Source organism: Arthrobacter sp. N199823 (assembly GCF_002929705.1).
Lineage (GTDB): Bacteria > Actinomycetota > Actinomycetes > Actinomycetales > Micrococcaceae > Specibacter.
This window is the reverse complement of the sequence record NZ_PJIN01000010.1, coordinates 54199-74698: the sequence shown is the minus strand read 5'-3', so window position 1 is coordinate 74698 and position 20500 is coordinate 54199. Positions and strand designations below refer to the sequence as shown.

Annotated in this window: 17 protein-coding genes; 11 read left to right on the top strand and 6 right to left on the bottom strand. The window is 61.3% G+C overall.

Going from position 1 to position 20500, the window contains the following annotated elements; all coding sequences use genetic code 11:
• Positions 1 to 76: 76 nt before the first annotated feature.
• The gene (locus CXQ93_RS17090; protein WP_104111626.1) at positions 77 to 1294 is read right to left on the bottom strand and encodes a S9 family peptidase; all 1218 of its coding nucleotides are present in this window, start codon (positions 1292 to 1294) and stop codon (positions 77 to 79) included.
• A gap of 122 nt (positions 1295 to 1416) precedes the next feature.
• Between CXQ93_RS17090 and CXQ93_RS17085 the strand changes: the two genes are divergently transcribed.
• From CXQ93_RS17085 to CXQ93_RS17035, 11 genes are all read left to right on the top strand, one after another.
• Positions 1417 to 1908: a hypothetical protein gene (locus tag CXQ93_RS17085; protein ID WP_104111625.1), complete on the top strand. Its 492-nt coding sequence runs from the start codon at positions 1417 to 1419 to the stop codon at positions 1906 to 1908.
• Positions 1909 to 1922: 14 nt separating this feature from the next.
• Positions 1923 to 2381, top strand: a complete 459-nt coding sequence (gene msrB / locus CXQ93_RS17080) for a peptide-methionine (R)-S-oxide reductase MsrB (RefSeq protein WP_104111624.1) — start codon at positions 1923 to 1925, stop codon at positions 2379 to 2381.
• A gap of 138 nt (positions 2382 to 2519) precedes the next feature.
• Positions 2520 to 3893: a DUF6421 family protein gene (locus CXQ93_RS17075; protein WP_104111664.1), complete on the top strand. Its 1374-nt coding sequence runs from the start codon at positions 2520 to 2522 to the stop codon at positions 3891 to 3893.
• Positions 3894 to 3911: 18 nt separating this feature from the next.
• Positions 3912 to 4661, top strand: a complete 750-nt coding sequence (locus CXQ93_RS17070) for an SDR family oxidoreductase (protein ID WP_104111663.1) — start codon at positions 3912 to 3914, stop codon at positions 4659 to 4661.
• Positions 4645 to 5733: a low specificity L-threonine aldolase gene (locus tag CXQ93_RS17065; protein ID WP_258069090.1), complete on the top strand. Its 1089-nt coding sequence runs from the start codon at positions 4645 to 4647 to the stop codon at positions 5731 to 5733. The genes CXQ93_RS17070 and CXQ93_RS17065 overlap by 17 nt, the downstream gene beginning before the upstream one ends.
• A gap of 115 nt (positions 5734 to 5848) precedes the next feature.
• On the top strand, positions 5849 to 6427 hold the full coding sequence (locus tag CXQ93_RS17060; RefSeq protein ID WP_104111623.1) for a DUF3000 domain-containing protein: 579 nt from the start codon (positions 5849 to 5851) through the stop codon (positions 6425 to 6427).
• A gap of 126 nt (positions 6428 to 6553) precedes the next feature.
• On the top strand, positions 6554 to 7939 hold the full coding sequence (locus CXQ93_RS17055; RefSeq protein WP_104111661.1) for an HRDC domain-containing protein: 1386 nt from the start codon (positions 6554 to 6556) through the stop codon (positions 7937 to 7939).
• 217 nt (positions 7940 to 8156) lie between these two features.
• Positions 8157 to 9419 carry an acetyl-CoA C-acyltransferase gene (locus tag CXQ93_RS17050; protein ID WP_104111622.1) on the top strand — a complete coding sequence of 421 codons (1263 nt, stop codon included), beginning with the start codon at positions 8157 to 8159 and terminating at the stop codon, positions 9417 to 9419.
• On the top strand, positions 9416 to 11560 hold the full coding sequence (locus tag CXQ93_RS17045) for a 3-hydroxyacyl-CoA dehydrogenase NAD-binding domain-containing protein (protein ID WP_104111621.1): 2145 nt from the start codon (positions 9416 to 9418) through the stop codon (positions 11558 to 11560). The genes CXQ93_RS17050 and CXQ93_RS17045 overlap by 4 nt, the downstream gene beginning before the upstream one ends.
• Positions 11561 to 11771: 211 nt before the next feature.
• On the top strand, positions 11772 to 12314 hold the full coding sequence (locus CXQ93_RS17040) for a GNAT family N-acetyltransferase (protein ID WP_258069089.1): 543 nt from the start codon (positions 11772 to 11774) through the stop codon (positions 12312 to 12314).
• Between the two features lie 120 nt (positions 12315 to 12434).
• Positions 12435 to 12887: a Rieske (2Fe-2S) protein gene (locus CXQ93_RS17035; RefSeq protein ID WP_104111619.1), complete on the top strand. Its 453-nt coding sequence runs from the start codon at positions 12435 to 12437 to the stop codon at positions 12885 to 12887.
• Positions 12888 to 12985: 98 nt separating this feature from the next.
• On the opposite strand, the gene CXQ93_RS17030 is transcribed toward CXQ93_RS17035, so the two are convergent.
• The 5 genes from CXQ93_RS17030 to CXQ93_RS17010 form a co-directional block, all read right to left on the bottom strand.
• On the bottom strand, positions 12986 to 13963 hold the full coding sequence (locus CXQ93_RS17030; protein WP_104111618.1) for an aldo/keto reductase: 978 nt from the start codon (positions 13961 to 13963) through the stop codon (positions 12986 to 12988).
• Between the two features lie 57 nt (positions 13964 to 14020).
• Positions 14021 to 14698 carry a hypothetical protein gene (locus CXQ93_RS17025; RefSeq protein ID WP_104111617.1) on the bottom strand — a complete coding sequence of 226 codons (678 nt, stop codon included), beginning with the start codon at positions 14696 to 14698 and terminating at the stop codon, positions 14021 to 14023.
• A complete protein-coding gene (locus CXQ93_RS17020; RefSeq protein ID WP_181036199.1) occupies positions 14695 to 15276 on the bottom strand; it encodes a DUF402 domain-containing protein in 582 nt (193 codons plus the stop codon). The genes CXQ93_RS17025 and CXQ93_RS17020 overlap by 4 nt, the downstream gene beginning before the upstream one ends.
• 5 nt (positions 15277 to 15281) lie before the next feature.
• A complete protein-coding gene (gene dxs, locus CXQ93_RS17015; RefSeq protein WP_104111616.1) occupies positions 15282 to 17273 on the bottom strand; it encodes a 1-deoxy-D-xylulose-5-phosphate synthase in 1992 nt (663 codons plus the stop codon).
• A 393-nt stretch (positions 17274 to 17666) separates the two neighbouring features.
• Positions 17667 to 20495 (bottom strand): aconitate hydratase, encoded by a 2829-nt coding sequence (locus tag CXQ93_RS17010; protein WP_104111615.1) that lies wholly within the window; start codon positions 20493 to 20495, stop codon positions 17667 to 17669.
• Positions 20496 to 20500: the final 5 nt, after the last annotated feature.

Here is a 20500-nt window from a genome sequence, read left to right as displayed (position 1 = left end):
GCTGCCCACCTCGCTGCGCCGCTAGACGTTACTGGTTACTGGTATCCAACGCAACGGTCCAAACTACTCGGCAGACCTAACTGCGGGGCAGACTGTGCTGACCCAAGCGGGGTGCCAGCCAGGTTTCCACGACGCTTTCCCACCGCTCCGGGTCCACGTTCCATTCCTTCGTGTGCCGGGCCTTGGAGAACGGTTCAAAAGTCACCATTTCGGGATTCCGCTTTGCCAGTTCCGCGGTGGGTTCATAAGGCACAAAGTCATCGTCAATGCTGTGCAGAATCAAGGACGGCGTCCGCAACTCCACGGCTCGTGTCACCCAATCCATGCTCTTGAGATCCACGGGCGCAGCCAAGCCCGTGATCCGCCGCCCCAGCGGGTGCGTGAGCATCACTGCGCCATACTGACCAATGAAGTTCGGGATGCGGTTCAGCTGCGCCTGATGTGCCAAGACGTTAACCCAGTTGATGACGGGAGCATCCAACACGAGCGCCAGAACATGTTTGCGGTTCCGGGCCACATCCGCTGTTTGCAAGCTGATGGCCCCGCCCATGGAGTTGCCAAACAGCACCACATCCTTGGCGCCGTGGGCAATGGCGTACTCAATAGCTACCTCAACATCGGCCCACTCGGTGACCCCCAACCCATACCGGCCGTCCCGTGCGGCGGGGGCATCGCCGTCGTTCCTATAAGAAATCAAGAGGGCATTCATACCCAGACGGTGAGCGGTGGGGACCGCGCGCAGACCCTCGCTACGGGTGGCGCCACGGCCGTGCACCATGATGGCCCACGTGGCTCCGGGTGATTGGGCCGGCAACAGCCAAGCGGGGGCGGGACCGTCGGGAAGATTGAGGGTTACGTCCTCGAACGCCAGCCCCATTTCCTCGGGATGGGAGTAGAGATTGCCGGACCACCAACCGGCCGTGGCGGTCCGCAGCTCGCCGCCGTGGACGGAGAGGACCTCGCGGGTGACGCTGCCTTCGCGCGGGACGTAGGAGAGGATCCGGCCAATTACCGCGTGGGCGGCACTGTTGTTGAAGAACAGCCCGTAGGTGCCTTCAATGATGGTATCCGGGGTGGCTTCGAGCACGATCTGCAGTGTGGGACCGTCGGAGATGACGGCCAGGACGGCCACATCGTCAGCGCGCTGCTTCTCCGGCGTCACGATGCGTCGGGCAAAGTAGGCGGCCAGGGCTGATGTTGCCGTCACCACTACTACGGCGGAGGCCCCGGCTGCGGCGGCACCGAGGGCACCCCACTTGAGCCAGGGATTGGACTGCTGCGAAGAGGTAGCCATGCCACCATTGTGCCCACTGCCCGGCGGCCCGTCGAGCGGCACACCGGGGACATTCGTAACTTTCTTCGCACAACTTTGAGCCCTGCCATTGTTTATGGTGCATGGACGCCTAAGCTGGTGCAATGAGCGAGACAATCATCATTCTGACCGAAGAACCCCTGACGTCCACGGACGTAGCGAATATCACGAACCTTTATGAACCGGGGGACGATGTGGAGCTGGTGCTGCTGGTGCCGGCGGACACGCATCGGAACCTCTTCGTGGACGTGATCGACCAACTGACCATGCTTGATGTGCCCGGCGCCCTGCGTGAATTCCGCGAGAAGCCGGATGCCGACACGGTCCAAACCGAGGCTGCGCAAACCCTTGCCACCTCCTTGGCAGTGCTCGCAGACGCGGGCGTTACGGCAACAGGCGCTGTTGCCGAGGGCGACGCCGTTGCCTCCTTGGTTGCCAAGGTCACCGAAGCTGATGCCCGGCAAGCAGTGGTGATTACCCGCCCGCATGCCGTGGCCGACACCTTCCGCCAGGACTGGGCTCATCAGGCACAACGCAAGCTGGGGCTGCCGGTTTTGCATTTGTACTCGGATTCGGGATTTATTGGCGACTCCTGAACGTTGACATGAATATGAACAGTTCTGAGAATTCCGCCGTGCCCGTTGCCCCCGCCGTTGTCAAGAGTGATGCGCAGTGGCGTGAAGAACTCACCCCGGCCGAGTATCAGGTGCTGCGCCAAGCCGGCACCGAACGTCCCTTTACCGGGGAGTACTGGGACTCCATGCAGGAAGGCGTGTACGAATGCCGTGCCTGCGGCGCTGAACTTTTCACGTCCAAGGAAAAGTTCTCCTCGCACTGCGGCTGGCCGTCCTTCTTTGCGCCGTTGGCAGACGGCTCTGTGCGGTACCTGCACGATAAATCTCTGGGGATGGAACGCATCGAGGTGCGCTGCATGTCCTGTGATTCGCACCTGGGTCACTTGTTCAAGGGTGAAGGCTACGACACACCAACGGATGAACGCTTCTGCATTAATTCCATCTCCATGACCTTGCGTGAGGGCCCACGGGAACTGTCGCCAGAAGCGCCCTAAAGCCACCGAGACCAAGAGTCTCTTATGCTCAGGCCGTTTTTGCATTAGCCTTGCTATTCCATTGCTACGCTCGGATTTAATCTCACCGGTTTTCATCCGGTACCCGACGAGCCAAGGACGCCGGCCATGACCCTCATGATGGACAGCAGCAACGCCACCAGCACTTTCAACTATGCCGACGTGGCCAAGAGCCCTGCGTGGCTTGCGCTGAAAGCGGCCGCCACGGATTTGCAGCAGTTGCAGATCAAGGACGGTTCCGTGCCGGTGGCGGGCGATCACGGCACCGCAACGGCACTGATCGCCACCATCACCGCGTCCATGGACGCCCTGGCCCCGCACTTCCCGCATGACGCCCGCTATTTGGAGCTGGCCGTGGCCGACTTCAACAACTGGGTCGCGGCGGGCCTGGGCGTCCCTGACTTCCTGGATTCCCTGTTGGCGTTCAACCCGCAGGAGAACCGCATCGACGGACTGGGGCATTTGGTGGTGTTCCCTATGTACACGCAGAACGGCTCCACGTCCCGATTCGTGGAGGCCGTGCTGGTGGAAACCCTCTGGCCAGAATTCATTGGCGAGCTGGAAGCTGGCAGCTACTCCAACAAGCTCTTTGTTCCGCTTCGCTTCATAGATTTCACCCCTGGTTATGACAGCAACTCCGCCGTCCTGTTCCCGGAAAGCGTCTCTGTCCGAGAAACCCCCACCTTCACCTGGGGGGCCATTTTCCAGGACCGCGAGGCAGCCCGGTTCCGCCGCGTGGTCCAGGCGGCCGCTGAGGTGACCCGGCTGGAATTGCCAGCGGATGCCGTCGAACTTCTGGAGAACCAATCCCTGACGCAGGAAACGTTCATCATGTGGGACCTCATCCATGACAGGACCCACATGCGCGGCGATTTGCCGTTTGACCCGTTCATGATCAAGCAGCGCATGCCGTACTTCCTGTATTCGCTGGAGGAACTGCGCTGCGATCTCACTGCCTACCGCGAATCGGTGGCCGTGGAGGCTGATTTGAGCGCCTCCCCCGAGGCTCGCAAGCACGCCAAACTGGTCCAATATGCTGTCATTTTTGACAGGATTTTCCGTTTTGCCATCACCGGAACGCGCGTTCGAAACTACGACGGGCTGGGAGGGCAGTTGCTGTTTGCGTGGCTGCACCAGCACCATGTTCTGCACTGGACCGACACCAAGTTGACCATTGACTGGGCAGAGGTGCCGGCAGTAGTGATCGCGCTGGGACATGAAATCGAGGAGCTGTACTGGCGCTCGATCGACCGGCCCAAGCTGGCACATTGGCTGGCCGCGTATGAGCTGGTCTCGGCCACGCTTACCCCGAACCCGGCATCCACCTGGGCGAAGGGTCCTGCTGCGCTGCCCTTGGCGGCGCCGCTGCGCGAGATCACCGATCAGGTCATGGATGATGAATTCCCGCTCTCCATGTTCTACGAAGCGCTGGATAAGAAGATGCGCGCCGTCATCAATTCCACGGCTGGCATGACCGGCACCAGCGCCGCTTAGGTGGGTAGTGTTGGTGGCATGAACAGTCCTTTGGTAGTGATCGCCGGCGGCAGCAGTGCCGCCGGTGTCGCTGTGGCTCGCGCCCTGCTTGGCGCTGGTATGCGTGTGCTGAGTGTAGGGTCCGACGCCGGACGGATCCGGGCGGCGGCCGAACTCACCCCCGGTGCCGTCCCCCTGGTGTGCAATTTGGCCGATCCCGACGACGTGGCCGATCTGGTGGCCGACATCCACGAGGGCTTCGGGCCCGTGGACGGCCTGATCCATCTGGTGGGCGGTTGGCGAGGCGGGAAGGGGATCACGGGTCAAAGCGACGCCGATTGGGATTTCCTGCACACCACCGTGTTGACCACGCTGCGCACCACGAGCCGGGCGTTCTACGACGATCTGGCGGCCTCACCTGTGGGCCGGCTGGCCATTGTCTCCTCCACTACCGTGACCGCCCCAGGCGCTGGTGACGCCAACTACGCCTCGATCAAGGCGGCGGCGGAAACATGGCTGCGCTCGGTGGCTGCTGGTTTCGCGGCTGGGACCGGTTCCGAGTCTGGAGCAGGGACAGCGGCCGGCGTAGGGTCCACGGAAGGTGGGGCGGCCGGCGTCGTACTTGTGGTGAAAGCTCTGCTCGATGATGCCATGCGCGCCCGCTCCCCCGAACGCCGCTTCCCCGGATTCACTGACGTCTCCGTACTTGGGGCGGCCGTGGCGGAGCTCTTCAGCACACCAGGTGCGCAGCTCAACGGTGCACGCATTATTCTTGACAGCAACTCATAACCTGAAAGGCATCGTGAACTTCGACGCACAACTCCATGACCCCTCTGTGAGCAGTTTCGCCTCAGATAACTACTCCGGCATCCACCCGGAAGTCCTTGAAGCCCTGGTCGCAGCCAATGGTGGGCACCAGACGGCGTACGGCGAGGATGTGTACACCGCCCGGCTGCGCGAGGAGATGAGCACACTCTTCGGAAAAGAAGTGGACGTGTTCCCCGTGTTTAACGGCACGGGCGCCAATGTGGTGGGTCTGCAGTCGTTGCTGCCGCGCTGGGGTGCTGTGGTGTGCGCGGCCACGGCCCACATCAACAACGACGAAAATGGTGCCCCGGAGCGCGTGGGCGGGATGAAACTGCTCAGCGTCCCTACCCCCGATGGCAAACTCACCCCGGAACTCATCGACATGGAAGCGTGGGGTTTTGGTGACGAGCACCGCGCCCAGCCGCTGGCCGTGTCCATCACGCAGACCACCGAACTGGGCACCTGCTACACCCCGGAGGAAGTCCGCGCCATCTGCGATCACGCCCATTCCTTGGGCATGAAGGTCCACATGGATGGTGCCCGGTTGGCGAATGCGGCTGCCTACTTGGGTGTTCCGGTGCGCGAATTCACCTCCGATGCCGGCGTTGACGTGCTGTCTTTTGGTGGGACCAAGAACGGCATCATGTTTGGCGAAGTCATTGTGGCGCTGAACCCGACCGCGGCCGACGGACTCATTTACCTGCGCAAGATGAACATGCAGCTGGCCTCCAAGATGCGCTTCATTTCAGCCCAGGTGCTGGCGCTGCTCCGCGATGATCTCTGGCTGCGTTCGGCTGGCCATGCCAACGCCATGGCGGCGAAGCTGCGGGCTGCTGTGGAGGATTTGCCAGGTGTGCAGTGCACCCAGGCCACCGAATCCAACGGAATCTTCGCCATTCTGCCCGAGGGCGTGGCTGACCGGCTGCGCCAGGACTTCAAGTTCTACGACTGGGATCCGGCGGCACGAGAAGTTCGCTGGATGTGTTCCTTCGACACCACAGAAGCGGACATTGACATGTTTGCAGCTGCAGTTCGTAAGGAACTTCAGGGCTAGCAGCGGTCCTTGTTGGCGCGCTGGACTGGTGCAGCTGCACCCGTCCGGCGCGTCAGAACCGGCCGATCCGGCGCGCCTTCCTCACTTTGACCCCCTCCGGTCGTAGCCTGCAGATGTGAGCCACGATCTCCAGCTACCTGCTGACTTCAAAGAAGCCTTGGCCGGATTGCGCGCTGCCCCGCATCGCAGTGAGCTGACGCTAACGGAAGTACCGGCTCCCGTCCGGCTGGCCCCTTATCGCGTAGCCCTTGGTGCCGAAGTCCTCGTAGAGGGCGAGGAACTGGCCACGGGCCGCTTCATCCTTTTACATGACCCCGACGGCTCCGATCTCTGGGGCGGCACCTTCCGGATTGTCACGTACATTCGGGCGCAGCTCGAGCCAGACATTGGCAACGACTCCCTACTGGGCAACGTTGCCTGGGCGTGGCTGGTCGAATCCCTCGAAGAGCACCGCGCCCGGTACAGCAACGCCGGCGGTACTGCCACACGCATCCTCTCGGAATCGTACGGCTCACTGGCATCTCGACCGGATTCCATTGACATTGAGTTACGAGCCTCATGGACACCCGAGGGCCGGGACATGAGTGCGCACTTGGATGCCTGGGTGGACATCGTGTGCACCTTTACGGGCCTGCCTCCAGTGCCCGACGGCGTGACCTTGCTGCCACAACGACGCCCTAGAAACAACGGCTAAACACATCGCGGACAGTGTCAGGGCCCACCCCAATTGAGCATTAAAGGGCTTTCCTTCGCCATTCGGTAGACTAAGAGCATCATGACCAATGCAGATTCAAGCACACACAGCCGCGCCAGGGCCAAAATGTCTACAACACATCAAGGCCGCAGATCCACCACCGCAGGGCTAGAGGACACCTCTCCCTCCGGTTCGGCATCCGGCACAAGCACAGATCTGGCCCCCACACCACTGACGTCGGTGGTGATTGACGGCGTTCGTCTGGAACTGGGCGATTTGCCTGACTTAGTGAATCTGGACATGCCCCGCGACGGGATTCCCGCCGTCGTCGATACTGAGCCGGCCCTGAAGCGATGCGCTGCAGCCCTTGAAGCAGGCACCGGCCCGGCCGCCGTTGATACTGAACGTGCCTCCGGTTTCCGCTACGGCCAACGCGCCATGCTGGTACAGATCCGCCGTGAAGGTGCCGGAACGTGGCTTATTGACCCCGAAGCGTTCCCAGATTTGAAGATCATTGACGAGGCCTTGCGCGGCGTCGAGTGGATTCTGCACGCCGCCAGCCAGGACCTGCCCTGCCTGTCAGGCGTCGGCATGTGGCCGGATAAGTTGTTTGACACTGAGCTTGCCGCCCGCCTCGCCGGGCTTCCTCGCGTAGGACTGGGCGCCGTGGTGGAGTCCCTTTTGGGCTTCCATCTGGCCAAAGAGCATTCCGCAGCTGACTGGTCCACCCGCCCACTTCCCGAACCGTGGTTACGTTACGCGGCACTCGATGTCGAAGTTCTGGTGGATCTTGAGGAAGAACTTCTGGCCCTGTTGGAGCAGGACGGCAAACTTGATTTCGCCGCCCAGGAATTCCAACACTTGATGGACGCTGGCGTGCCCGCGCCCCGCGTCGATCCGTGGCGGCGCACCTCCGGATCTCACACCATCCGCAGCCGCGTCCAGCTCGCAGCTGTTCGCGAACTGTGGCAGACCCGCGAGAAGCTCGCCGAGCACCGTGATATTGCACCGGGGAGGCTGATCCCTGACTCAGCCATCATTGCCGCCGCCAAGGGCATGCCCGCCACGGTTCCGGCACTATTGGCGCTCTCCGGCTTCCATGGCCGCTCAGCCAAGCGCGACGCACCCAAGTGGCTGCATGCGATCCAGACCGGCAAGAACAGCACGGATCTGCCACCCCTGCAGGTCTCCAACAACACTCCCCCGCCGCCGCGCGTCTGGGCCGAGCGTGATCCGGTGGCAGCAGCACGTTTCGCCACGGCCCGGACCAAGATGACAGAACTCGCCGAGGAATTGAACATCCCGTCTGAGAACATTCTGACCCCGGATCACCTGCGCCGCGTGTGCTGGCGTCCGCCGTCGACCATCACAGTGGAGAGCATCTCCGAGGCCTTGGCTGAACTGGGTGCCCGAAACTGGCAGATTGAAAAGACGGCGGCTCTCCTGGTCGATTCCATGAACAACCCCGAGCCGCTAGCACCGCGAGAAGTAATCACACCTAGCGATAGTTAGAACCCGCACCTCCAACCCCTCGAGCGGTGAGTAGTGAGCAATGTTTGCGATAAACATTGCTCACTACTCACCGCTCGAGGTGGTTTAAGGCTGCGCCGGGTCACAATCACGCCATTTTGACCTCTAAGTTACTGACGAGTAACATGAGTTGCGACACACTCTCCACCGCTAGGCTGGGCTGGAGTGAACACCATTGAACGCAACCAAGGAGTTAGACGTGAGCCAAAATCGGCAGATCAGGGACGTGGTCTTTGTTGACGGCGTCCGCACCCCCTTTGGCCGCGCCGGGGAAAAGGGCATCTACGCCAACACCCGCGCCGACGACCTGGTGGTCAAGTGCATCCGCGAGCTCATGCGCCGCAACCCTTCCCTCCCCGCCGAACGCATTGACGAAGTGGCTATTGCCGCCACCACGCAGACCGGAGATCAGGGCCTGACCATTGGGCGCACCGCCGCCCTCTTGGCTGGCCTGCCGCAGTCCGTGCCCGGATTTGCCATCGACAGGATGTGCGCTGGCGCCATGACAGCGGTGACAACGACGGCGTCGGGCATTGGCTTTGGCGCTTATGACGTGGTCATCGCCGGCGGCGTGGAGCACATGGGCCACCACCCAATGGGCGCCGGAGCCGATCCGAACCCCCGCTTCATGTCCGAGCGCATTGTGGATCCGGCCGCCCTGAACATGGGTAACACAGCCGAAAACCTCCACGATCGCTTCCCCGCCATCACCAAGGATCGCACCGATGCGTACGCCGTGGCCAGCCAAAACAAGCTCGCCGCCGCCTACGCCAAGGAACAGATCCAGCCCGATCTGGTTCCCGTTGCTACGCTCAAGCCGGGTGCTGGCTGGACCGTCAACACCGTGGATGAGCCGCCTCGCCCCGGCACCACGGTTGAAGATTTGGCAGCGCTTCGCACTCCCTTCCGCGCCCATGGCCGGGTCAGCGCCGGCAATGCCGCTGGACTGAACGACGGCGCCACGGCGGCCCTTTTGGCTTCTGCCGAGGCTGCCGCTGAGCTCGGTTTGCCCGTCAAAATGCGTCTTGTCAGCTACGCGTTTGCCGGTGTCGCCCCGGAGGTCATGGGTATTGGGCCCGTCCCCGCCACCGAGAAGGCACTTCGTTTGGCTGGGCTCAGCATCGAGGATATTGGCCTGTTCGAAATCAATGAAGCCTTCGCCGTGCAGGTGCTGTCCTTCCTTGACCACTTTGGCATCTCCGACGACGACCCTCGCGTTAACCGCTATGGTGGCGCCATCGCCGTGGGCCACCCTTTGGCCTCCTCCGGCGTGCGCCTCATGAACCAGTTGGCCCGGCAGTTCGAAGAAGACCACTCCGTGCAGTACGGCATCACCACCATGTGCATTGGCTTGGGCATGGGCGCCACCGTCATCTGGGAAAACCCGCACTTTGTCCCCAGCCCTGAAACCACCTCCACTGCCGCCGAAACGTCTACCTCCACTGAAGGGAGCGCAGCATGAGCGCCCAGGACTTCACCAAACTCGCAGCCATGTTCCCGGATGAGGTTGTGACGCACTCGTATGTGCAGGACATTGCTCTTCCTGGCGTGGACGGCGCGCCGAGCGCCGGAACCTTTGCCTTGATTACGCTGGACAACGGCCTGGACCATCGCCGTCCCACCACGCTGGGTCCCAATACCCTCGTTGAATTGGGTACCACACTGGAGGCCCAGCGTGAGCGGGCCGCTCGGGGTGAGATTCTCGGCGTGGGCGTCACCGGCAAGCCGTTCTTCCTGGTGGCTGGCGCAGATCTTTCTGCCGTCAAGAGCCTCAAGGATCCCGAAGCCGCACTCTGGATGGCGCAACTGGGACACGATGTCTATTCCACGCTCAATGACTTGGGTGTTCCAAGCTTTGTCTTCATCAACGGATTGGCTCTGGGTGGCGGGCTTGAGATTGCGCTCAACGCCAATTACCGCACAGTTTCCACTGGTGCCGGCGCACTGGCTCTGCCCGAGGCGTTCCTCGGTCTGGTGCCAGGCTGGGGCGGCGTGTATCTGCTCCCCCGCCTGATCGGCCCGGCCAACGCCGTACAGGTCATGATTGAGAATGCGCTGAGCAACAACCGCACCCTGAGCGGCCCGGCAGCCTACAAGCTCGGCATTACCGACGCCTTGTTTGAGCCCGCTGATTTTGTGGAGCAGTCCCTGAAGTGGGCGGCCCGCGTTCTAGCCGGCGCCGAAAGCGTCAGCCGCCCCAACGCGGTGAGCGAACCGCTGAGCGAGGAAAACAGCGCAGCTTGGGATGCCGCCGTCGTGCGCGCTAAGACGTTTGTGGAGGCCAAGACCTCCAATGCCGCCCCGGCTCCGGCCAAGGTGATTGAGCTGCTGGAAAAGGGCAAACACTTTACGAAGACGGAATCCTTCGCGGCCGAGGATGCGGCGCTGGCCGAGCTCATGGGCACGCCGCAGTTCAAGGACACCGTCTACGCGTTTCTGGATCTGGTGCAGAAGCGGGCCAAGAAGCCGGCCGGTGCACCGGACCCGAAGCTGGCGCGCCCCGTCACGAAGGTCGGCGTGGTGGGCGCGGGACTCATGGCCGGGCAGTTTGCGCTGCTGTTTGCCCGCCAGCTCAAGGTGCCGGTGGTCATGACTGACATTGATGCGGCACGGGTGGAGAAGGGTGTTTCCTACGTGCACGGCGAGGTGGATAAACTGCTCGCCAAGGGGCGGATCAGCCAGGACGCCGCGAACCGCACGAAGGCGCTCGTGACAGGCTCCGTCTCCAAGGACGTGTTTGCCGACGCCGACTTCGTAATCGAGGCCGTGTTTGAGGAACTCAACGTCAAGAAGGCAGTGTTCGCCGAGGTGGAGGCCATTGTCTCCCCCGAGTGCATCCTCGCCACCAACACCTCCTCGCTGTCCGTCACAGCCATGGCCGAAGACTTGAAGCACCCTGAACGACTGGTGGGCTTCCACTTCTTCAACCCTGTGGCCGTCATGCCACTGCTGGAAATTGTTCGCGCTCCCAAGACCGACGACGCCGTGCTCGCCACAGCCTTTGCCACGGCCAAGGCCCTGCGCAAGACGGCGGTATTGGTCAAGGATGCGGCCGCGTTTGTGGTGAACCGGGTGCTATTGCGCCTCATGGCCGAGGTGTCCAAGGCGTTTGACGAGGGCACCGACGCTCACACGGCCGACACGGCCCTACGCCCCATGGGCCTGCCCATGACCCCGTTCACCCTGCTGGCCATGGTGGGCATTCCGGTGGCTCAGCATGTCACCGAATCACTCCACACGGCCTTTGGCGACCGCTTCCATGTCTCTGCTAATCAGCAGGCCCTCATCGATGGCGGCAAGAAGGGGTTGTGGGAGACCGCGGCCGATGGCTCCGTGTCCATTCCCGCGGACACTCTGGCCCTGCTGAGCTTTGGCAACACTCCCTCCACGGGTGAGGAGCTGCTGCGCAAGACGCAGGACGCACTGGCGGAGGAGATTGGCCTCATGCTCGCAGAAGGTGTTGTTGCCGGGCCCGAGGACATTGACCTCTGCATGATCCTTGGTGCTGGCTGGCCCATGCATTTGGGTGGCATCACCCCGTATCTGGACCGCGTTGGCGCTTCCCAGCGCGTCAATGGGAGGCCGTTCCACGCCGCTTCCTAGTCCTCCTGCGCACGACGACGGGCCCGCACCTTGTTGCTAAGGTGCGGGCCCGCGCGTCGTTCCGGGAAGACCGGAACTCTGGGCTCGATGGGGCGATGGAAGGGTTCCTCGTCTTGAACATGGCGCGGCTCCACAGCTAGCGGTGTTACCACCACCGTGACACAGACTCCAAATAACCACCATCGACAAGGCTCCCGGCTACCGTTGACAGGTGTTCAAACCTCGCAAACTCCAAGACGACATCAGTATGCGGCTCTTGGTCCCCAATGACGCAGCCGCGCTGACCACTGCCCTTGCGCGCAACCGCGACCACCTTGCCTATTGGGAACCATCCCGCCCACAGGAGTACTACACGCAGGAATGGCAGGCTACAGATATTGCCAGCCGGCTTGCCGACCATGCGACCGGAACCGCCCATCCCTTTGCTTTGGTTGCAGGCGATGCCATAGTGGGCCGATTCAACTTAGCCGGGATAGTGCGTGGCCCCTTCCAGACCAGCATTCTGAGCTATTGGGTGGATGGTAGATATACGGGCCGGGGACTGGCCTGTGCCGCTGTCCAGGCCATCATCGAATCAGCACGTGCAGATCTGGGCCTGCACCGGATTGAAGCCAGTACTCTCCTGGACAATGCCGGCTCACAGCGGGTGCTGCTGAAATCAGGATTCCAACAAATTGGTATGGCCCCGCAATATCTGAAAATTGCCGGCAAATGGCAGGATCACAATCTCTACCAGATGCTCTTGCATAGCTAAGGCATCGGTTGAAAGTACTTGCCCGCGCTGCCTGCCTTGGACAGGTTCACCAGACAATGAAAAATCACGGGAGGCGTGCCCGTTTGGCTTTCTTTCAGCTTCAACTGAAAGAATGGGGCCATGACTGTTGAGCCTTCTCTGACCCGCCGTTCAGCCCTCCGCGCCACCACTGCAGCCTCCGGCGCGGCCTGCGCCCTAGCATTGGCGGGGTGTGCGCCTGCCGGAAACGCGGCAGCTGGCAAAGGCAAAACTTCTGATGCCATCCCCACGGGTGGCACCCCGCATCAGGTAGGCAAGCTGGCCGATCTGCCCGTCGGAGGCACTGCTGGGGCCACGGCCGGGGACGTTGAAGTGGTCCTGTTCCGCCAGGACGAAACCACCGTTTTGGCCTACACCGACATCTGCACACACGCTGGCTGCAAGGTGGCACCGCACGGAGAAGACTTCAAGTGCCCTTGCCATGGCTCTGTTTTCAAGGGCAGCGACGGCACTGTGGTCTCTGGACCGGCCAAAGCTGCCCTCCCCCGCTTCGCCGCAGCCATCGACGGCGAATGGATCACCGTTTCCATCTAGTGGCGACACTTTGCTCCTGCGGGCGGTTAATCTCGAATGGGACGCCACTGATGAAGTGGCGTCCCATTCGATGTTAATGAAGCGCAGGCGCAAACACCTTAGAACAAAGCGACCTTCGGCGTCCGCGGGAAAATCTGATCCAGCTCCGCCAAATCTTCGGCCGTGGGCTTCCAGCTGGCGGCCGCAGCATTTTGGCTCACTTGCTCAGGCTTCGTGGCCCCAGCAATGACACTGGCCACGGCAGGTTGTGCTGCCAGCCAGGAAAACGCCACCTGAACCCCGGTCAGCTCACGGGCCACAGCGAACGCGCTAAATGCGGCAAACTGGTCTTGATCGGCGTCGGTCACCAGGTTCTGGCGCGTATGGGAGAGCCGGCTACCGGAGGGAACCACACCATTTTTGTACTTACCCGTCAACAAACCGTTGGCCAGCGGGAAGTACGGCATGACACCCAAGCCGAACGCCTCCGCTGCCGGAGTCACTTCCTGCTCCGCACGACGATCCAAGAGGTTGTAGTGATTCTGGCTCGCCACAAACCGCTCGGTGCCTAGCGCGCGCGCAGTATGTTCGGCGTCAGCGATCTGCCAGCCAGCCAAATTTGAATGGCCAATGTAGCGAACCATACCGGCCTGAACCAGTGAATCCAGCGCCGAAAGCGTCTCCGCCATGGGCGTGAGCCCATCCGGGGTGTGATAGTAAAACAAGTCCAAATAATCGGTATTGAGCCGGCGCAGCGATGCCTCAACCGACTGCAGAATGTACGTCCGCGAACCGCGATGGCCCCAATCCGCCCCGTTGGCACCCTGGGTATCCATGCCGAATTTTGTGGCCACAACAACGTCGGCACGGTGCGTGCCCAGCGCCTTGCCCAGGATAGTTTCACTGAGCCCAGGCGTCATGCCATAAACATCAGCCACATCAAAGTGCGTGATGCCCGCGTCCAATGCGGCATGCACGACGGCGTTGCTTCCCTCTTGCGTTTGTGTCGCCGTCCCACTGCGGCCCAGGTTGTTACACCCGAGGCCCACAGTGGAAACGGTCAGTCCGGAACGGCCTACTGCTCGGTATTCAATCATGGTTCCACTGTACCGAAAACTTGCATCCGGCCGTTCAGAGCGGGAACCAAGTGTCCGCTACAGGCTGAAGTGGGTGGTGCCTGTGGGGCTGTGTTTGGCCCGAAGTGCCGCTACATCACCGATGGGTCCGGTAGCCACAGTCAGCTTCGTGAAGTCGAGCTTTTCCTCGCGGATGCACACCTTCACATTGGCCACGGCGCGGGCCGCGTCCGGAGCCACAATGTACACGTTGAGCTTGCCGAGACCGTGACCGGCCGCTGTGAATTCCATCTTTTCCAACACTCCGCTGCCACGCCATGCCAAGTGGGCTGTCAAGGATTCCTTCACCCGGAAGGCCAAGTGTTTGTCGCGGTCCGAGACCCGATCGTTCTTCAACGCGAACTGAGCCACCACCAAGAACTGATCATCCCGGGCCAACGGTGCAAAGCCGTCGGCAACACTCTGTTCGGAGAATGCCGCCAGCATGCCTTCTGCCTCTTCGAGGCTCGCTACCGCGACCTCTTTTGAGGTGCTCACATGTCCCACTGTGCCGTGGTTGACGACGAAGAAAATCTCCGGCGCGACTACCACTTCATTCTCTTCGGCCCCTTCGTTGTCTTCGCCTCCCCCAGCGTCAACCCACGCTTCGCGGAAGAGCAAAGCTCCGGCGTCGTCCTTCTTAAACATGCGCACAATGTTGGGGTCGAGGCCGGCCAAAATGGTCTCATTGATGAACTCGCTGCTGTTATCGCTCATACTGATCGCGACGTCCTTCCTAGGGTGAACCAGGCCGCATCGCGACCGTCGAATGGGGCATTGGCGCCGGCCACTGCCGTAACGAGCTCCGCGCAGGAGGATTCCATGCGGACGGCAAGCTCGTCGGGGTAGGCCAGTTCAATGCGGTGCTGGGCAAATTCGTCTTCATCGTCCACATAGAGCCCGCGGGCCGCCGTGCGAACCACGTCCAGATCCATGTCAATCATGTGGAATTCGATCACGTTGGGGCGAATGCGGCGCCACTGCAGGTCAATGGCCAAATCTATGTACAACTCAACCTTTTCAGGATGCGCCTCATCATAGAAGGTGGCCACCCAATCACCCGTGAAGGGGATCAGCAAGACCGCGTCGGACTCGGTGTACAGGGCTGCGCCGGGACGCGAAATGAACTCGTTGGTGCCCTGAAATATCCAGTGCCCAAACTCATCGGTGCCCAGATAGTGGCCCGGCACCACCCAGTGCGCAGTACCGTCGTACTTGCGGTTGCGGGCCACCACCAGATCACCAACGCGCGGGACATCCACCGCATCCGGCGCTGCAACAGCTGAATCTTGCACAGCCGTCACAGGATCGGCAGCTGACCTGTGCGCGGGGCGGGCTGGCCTGGCAGAGGCCGGGCAAACGGAACCTTCGTGCCAAGGACCTGTTCGACGACGTCCTGCGCCACTCGCTGCGCCGTCAGACCAACACGTTCCAGAACCTGACCTCGAGTGCCGTGGTCCAGGAATTCTACGGGCAGACCAACCTCATTTAGCGCAGTATCGATGCCAGCAGCCCGCAGTTCCTGACGGATTCGGGAGCCCACACCACCGGCACGCACGCCATCTTCAACCACAATGACGATTCGGTGCTGGGAGGCCAGCTGAACGATTGAACGCGGAACGGGCATGACCCAGCGCGGATCTACCACGGTAGAGCTGATGCCCTGGGCACCAATGCGGTTGGCAACGTCCAGGCACAGTTCGCTCATGGCCCCGACGCTGACAATCAGAACATCTGTCTGCGGGTCCGCACCGGCACCGGGCATCTCGTGCTGGGAGCGGGCCAGGACGTCAACGCCGTCGTACAAGCGCTCGAGGGCCACAATTTCCGGCCCGACATTGCCTTTGGAATACCGCACCACACTGGGGGCATCGGAAATGGCAACTGCTTCGCGGAGTTCCTCGCGCAGGCGCTCGGCATCACGCGGAGCGGCCAAGTGCAGCCCAGGAACAATCTGCAGCATGGACATATCCCACATGCCGTGGTGACTGGGACCGTCTGGCCCGGTCACACCGGCGCGGTCCAGCACAATGGTGACCCCGGCCTTGTGCAGGGCAACATCCATGAGCAGCTGATCGAAGGCTCGGTTGAGGAACGTGGCGTAAATGGCCACCACAGGATGCAGGCCACCGAAGGCCATCCCGGCCGCCATGGTTACGGCGTGCTGTTCGGCGATACCCACATCAATGACGCGTTCGGGGTACTTTTGCGCAAATCCAGCCAATCCCATGGGCAGCAACATGGCACCGGTAATGGCCACAATGTCATCGCGTTCCTCGGCGATCGTGGTGATTTCCTCACCAAAAACGCTCGTCCAGGACTTACCGCTGGCCGCTTCTACAGCACGGCCCGTCTCGGGATTAATGACCCCGACAGCGTGGAACTGATCGTCTTCATCAGCACGGGCGGGCGCATAGCCGCGGCCCTTTTCCGTGAACGCGTGCACAATGACGGGCCCACCGTAGTTCTTGGCCAGCTGCAGAGCCGTCTCCATGGCCTTCTCGTCGTGGCCGTCAACCGGACCCACGTACTTCATGCCGAGATCGTCAAAGAGTCCCTGGGGTGCCCACCAGTCTTTGACGCCCTTCTTGGCGGCGTGCAAGCTCTTATACACAAAGCGGCCGGCAGCGTTGCCTTCTTGAAGGCGCTTCTTGCCCCAATACATGGACGCTTCGTACTTCCTGTGGGTCCGCACGTGATCAATGGCAGGGCGCAGCGACGCCAGGTAATCTGCAACGCCACCCACTGTGGGAGCGTAGGAACGTCCGTTGTCATTGACAACGATGACAACTTTACGGTCCTTGTCAGCAGCAATGTTGTTAATGGCTTCCCACGTCATGCCGCCGGTCAGGGCGCCGTCGCCAATGACGGCCACCACGTAACGATCATTTTCGCCCCGGAGCTGGTGTGCACGGGCAATGCCGTCGGCCCAGGACAATGACGAGGAAGCGTGTGAGCTCTGCACAATGTCATGCTCAGACTCGGCACGTTCCGGGTACCCGGACAGCCCGCCTTGCTGACGCAGGGTGGAAAAATCGTGCCGGCCAGTCACCAGCTTGTGAACGTAGGACTGGTGTCCGGTGTCAAAAACGATGCTGTCCCGCGGAGAATCAAAGATTCGGTGGATGGCCAGAGTCAGTTCAACAACGCCCAGGTTTGGGCCCAAATGGCCACCGGTCTGGGACACGTTAGCGATGAGGAAGTCCCTGATTTCTTGGGCCAGCTCCTCCATTTGTTGCTCACTGAGCCGGCTCAGGTCACGCGGGTGCGTGATGGATTCTAAAAGTCCCATGGGTTACCTCCTGGGTGCACGGTCAACGTCTAACAATATCGCGTCCGCGGCTCTTCGCGAGGACACTTTTGACGAGAAATGCCGCCGTTTCTGGTTTTCGCTAGGGAACAAACCCTAGCGAAAACCAGAAACGGCGGCATTTCTCACTTACAACCTGCTCCACAGTGATGAACCGCACGCGCCGGAACGAGCCGAACACGTTGGTCCCACACTCTGATCTCGCCGGAAACGTTGGGCCCACGCGCCGAATCTAACCGACCACGTTGGGCCCACACGCCCGAGGGCCCTAACTCAAGACGCGCCAGCGGCTTGAGTTAGGGAGGGCGTGGGTGGGCCCACGCCCGCCAGGTTCCCAAAAATCGCGTCAGCGATTTTCGGGCCGGCGGATGGGGACTAGTTCCCTGCGGAGATCTGGCGCAGTACGTACTGCAGGATGCCACCGTTACGGTAGTAGTCTGCTTCACCGGGGGTGTCGATGCGCAGAACGGCATCGAAGCTCACGGTGGTGCCGTCTTCTGCAACTGCTGTGACCTTGAGCGTCTTGGGCGTGGTGCCGTTGTTCAGCTCGGTGACGCCTTCGACGGAGAACGTCTCGGTGCCGGTGAGACCCAGTGATTCGGCATTGGCGCCGGCCGGGTACTGCAGGGGCAAGACGCCCATGCCGATGAGGTTGGAGCGGTGGATGCGCTCGTAGCTCTCGGCGACAACTGCCTTCACACCCAGCAATGCGGTGCCCTTGGCAGCCCAGTCGCGTGATGAGCCGGAGCCGTATTCCTTACCAGCCAGAACTACCAGCGGAGTGCCAGCAGCCTGGTAGTTGACGGATGCATCGTAGATGTACGCCTGCGGTCCGTCAGCCTGGGTGAAGTCGCGGGTGAAGCCACCTTCAACGTTGTCCAGGATCTGGTTGCGGATACGGATGTTCGCGAAGGTTCCGCGAATCATGACCTCGTGGTTTCCACGGCGTGAACCGTAGGAGTTGAAGTCCTTGCGCTCCACACCGTTAGCCAACAGGTACTGTCCGGCCGGGGTTTCCGACTTGAAGGAACCTGCAGGGCTGATGTGGTCGGTGGTGACCGAGTCGCCGAGCTTGAGCAGGACGCGCGCGCCGGCGATGTCCTGAACCGGATCAGCTTCTGCCTTCATACCCTCGAAGTACGGGGGCTTACGGACGTAGGTGGACTTGGGATCCCACTCGAAGACGTTGCCTTCGGGAGTTTCCAGAGCCTTCCAGCGATCGTCGCCATCGAAGATGGTGGCGTAGGAGTTGGTGAACATCTCGCGGTCAATCGAGGCGTCCATGACTTCCTGGACCTCAACCGGGTTCGGCCAAATGTCAGCAAGGAAAACATCGTTGCCATCGGCATCCTGGCCAAGTGCATCGGTGTCGAAATCGAAGTCCATGGAACCGGCCAGGGCGTAGGCGATGACCAGCGGCGGTGAGGCCAGGTAGTTCATCTTGACGTCCGGGTTGATGCGGCCTTCGAAGTTACGGTTACCGGAGAGAACAGCTGTCACGGACAGGTCGTTTTCAGCGATGGCTGCTGAAACTTCGGTGTCCAAGGGACCGGAGTTACCGATGCACGTGGCGCAGCCGTAACCAACAGTGTAGAAGCCCAGCTTTTCCAGGAACGGAACAAGCCCTGACTTCTCGTAGTAGTCAGTGACAACCTTGGAGCCCGGAGCCACGGAGGTCTTGACCCACGGCTTGGACAACAGACCCTTGTTGACGGCGTTGCGAGCCAGAACGGCTGCAGCGAGCATCACCGAAGGGTTGGAGGTGTTGGTGCAAGAGGTGATCGAGGCGATCGAGACTGCACCGTGGTCCAGCTCGAACTCAACGCCTGATTCGTTCTTCACATGGATCGGAGCTGACACACGGCCATTGGCACCGGCGGCAGCGGAAACCACTGTGCGCTCGGTGTCATGGGTGTGAGCACCCGGGTGAGTGAACGACGGGGCGTCGGAGGCCGGGAAGGATTCTTCCAAGGACTCGTCAACCGTGTTGCCGTCAGCGTCTGCGTCAGCGGCAACGTAGTTGTTCAGATCGGAACGGAACTGGGCCTTGGAGTTGCTCAGTTCAATGCGGTCCTGCGGGCGCTTCGGGCCTGAGATGGAGGGAACCACCGTGGACAGGTCCAGCTCGAGGTACTCGGAGAACTTGATCTCTACCGAAGGATCGTGCCAGAGGCCCTGCTCCTTGGCGTAAGCCTCAACCAGTGCCAGCTGCTCTTCCGAGCGGCCGGTCAGACGCAAGTAGTCAACCGTGACGGAGTCGATCGGGAACATGGCAGCCGTGGAGCCGAACTCCGGGCTCATGTTTCCGATGGTGGCGCGGTTAGCCAACGGAACCCCGGCAACACCTTCACCGTAGAACTCCACGAACTTACCGACGACGCCGTGCTTACGCAGCTGCTCGGTGATGGTCAAAACCACATCGGTTGCGGTTGCGCCGGCCGGGATGGACCCGGTCAGCTTGAAGCCGACAACGCGCGGAATCAACATGGAAACCGGCTGGCCCAACATGGCTGCTTCAGCTTCGATGCCGCCAACGCCCCAACCCAACACGCCCAGGCCGTTGACCATGGTGGTGTGGGAGTCGGTGCCAACCAGGGTGTCCGGGTAGGCGCGCAATACGCCGTCGACCTCGCGGGTCATGACGGTGCGGGCCAAGTACTCAATGTTTACCTGGTGCACAATACCCATGCCCGGGGGAACAACCTTGAAGTCTTCAAAGGCAGTCTGTCCCCAGCGCAGGAACTGGTAACGCTCGCCGTTGCGCTGGTACTCAATGTCCATGTTGCGCTCGACGGCGTCGGAGTTGCCAAAAACGTCAATCTGCACGGAGTGGTCAATAACCATTTCGGCAGGAGCCAAGGGGTTCACTCGGGTGGGGTCGCCACCGAGTTCCTTGACAGCTTCACGCATGGTAGCCAGGTCAACGATGCAAGGAACTCCAGTGAAGTCCTGCATGATGACACGGGCCGGGGTGAACTGAATTTCGGTGTCGGGCTCCGAATTCGGGTCCCAACCTGCCAATGCACGTACGTGATCGGCTGTGATGTTCGCACCATCTTCGGTACGCAACAGGTTCTCTAGCAAAACCTTGAGGCTGAACGGAAGGCTCTTGGCGCCTTCTACCGAGTTCAGTCGGAAAATCTCGTAATCGGTTCCGGCTACATTAAGTACGCCTTTGGAACCGAAACTGTCCACATTAGTCATCGATG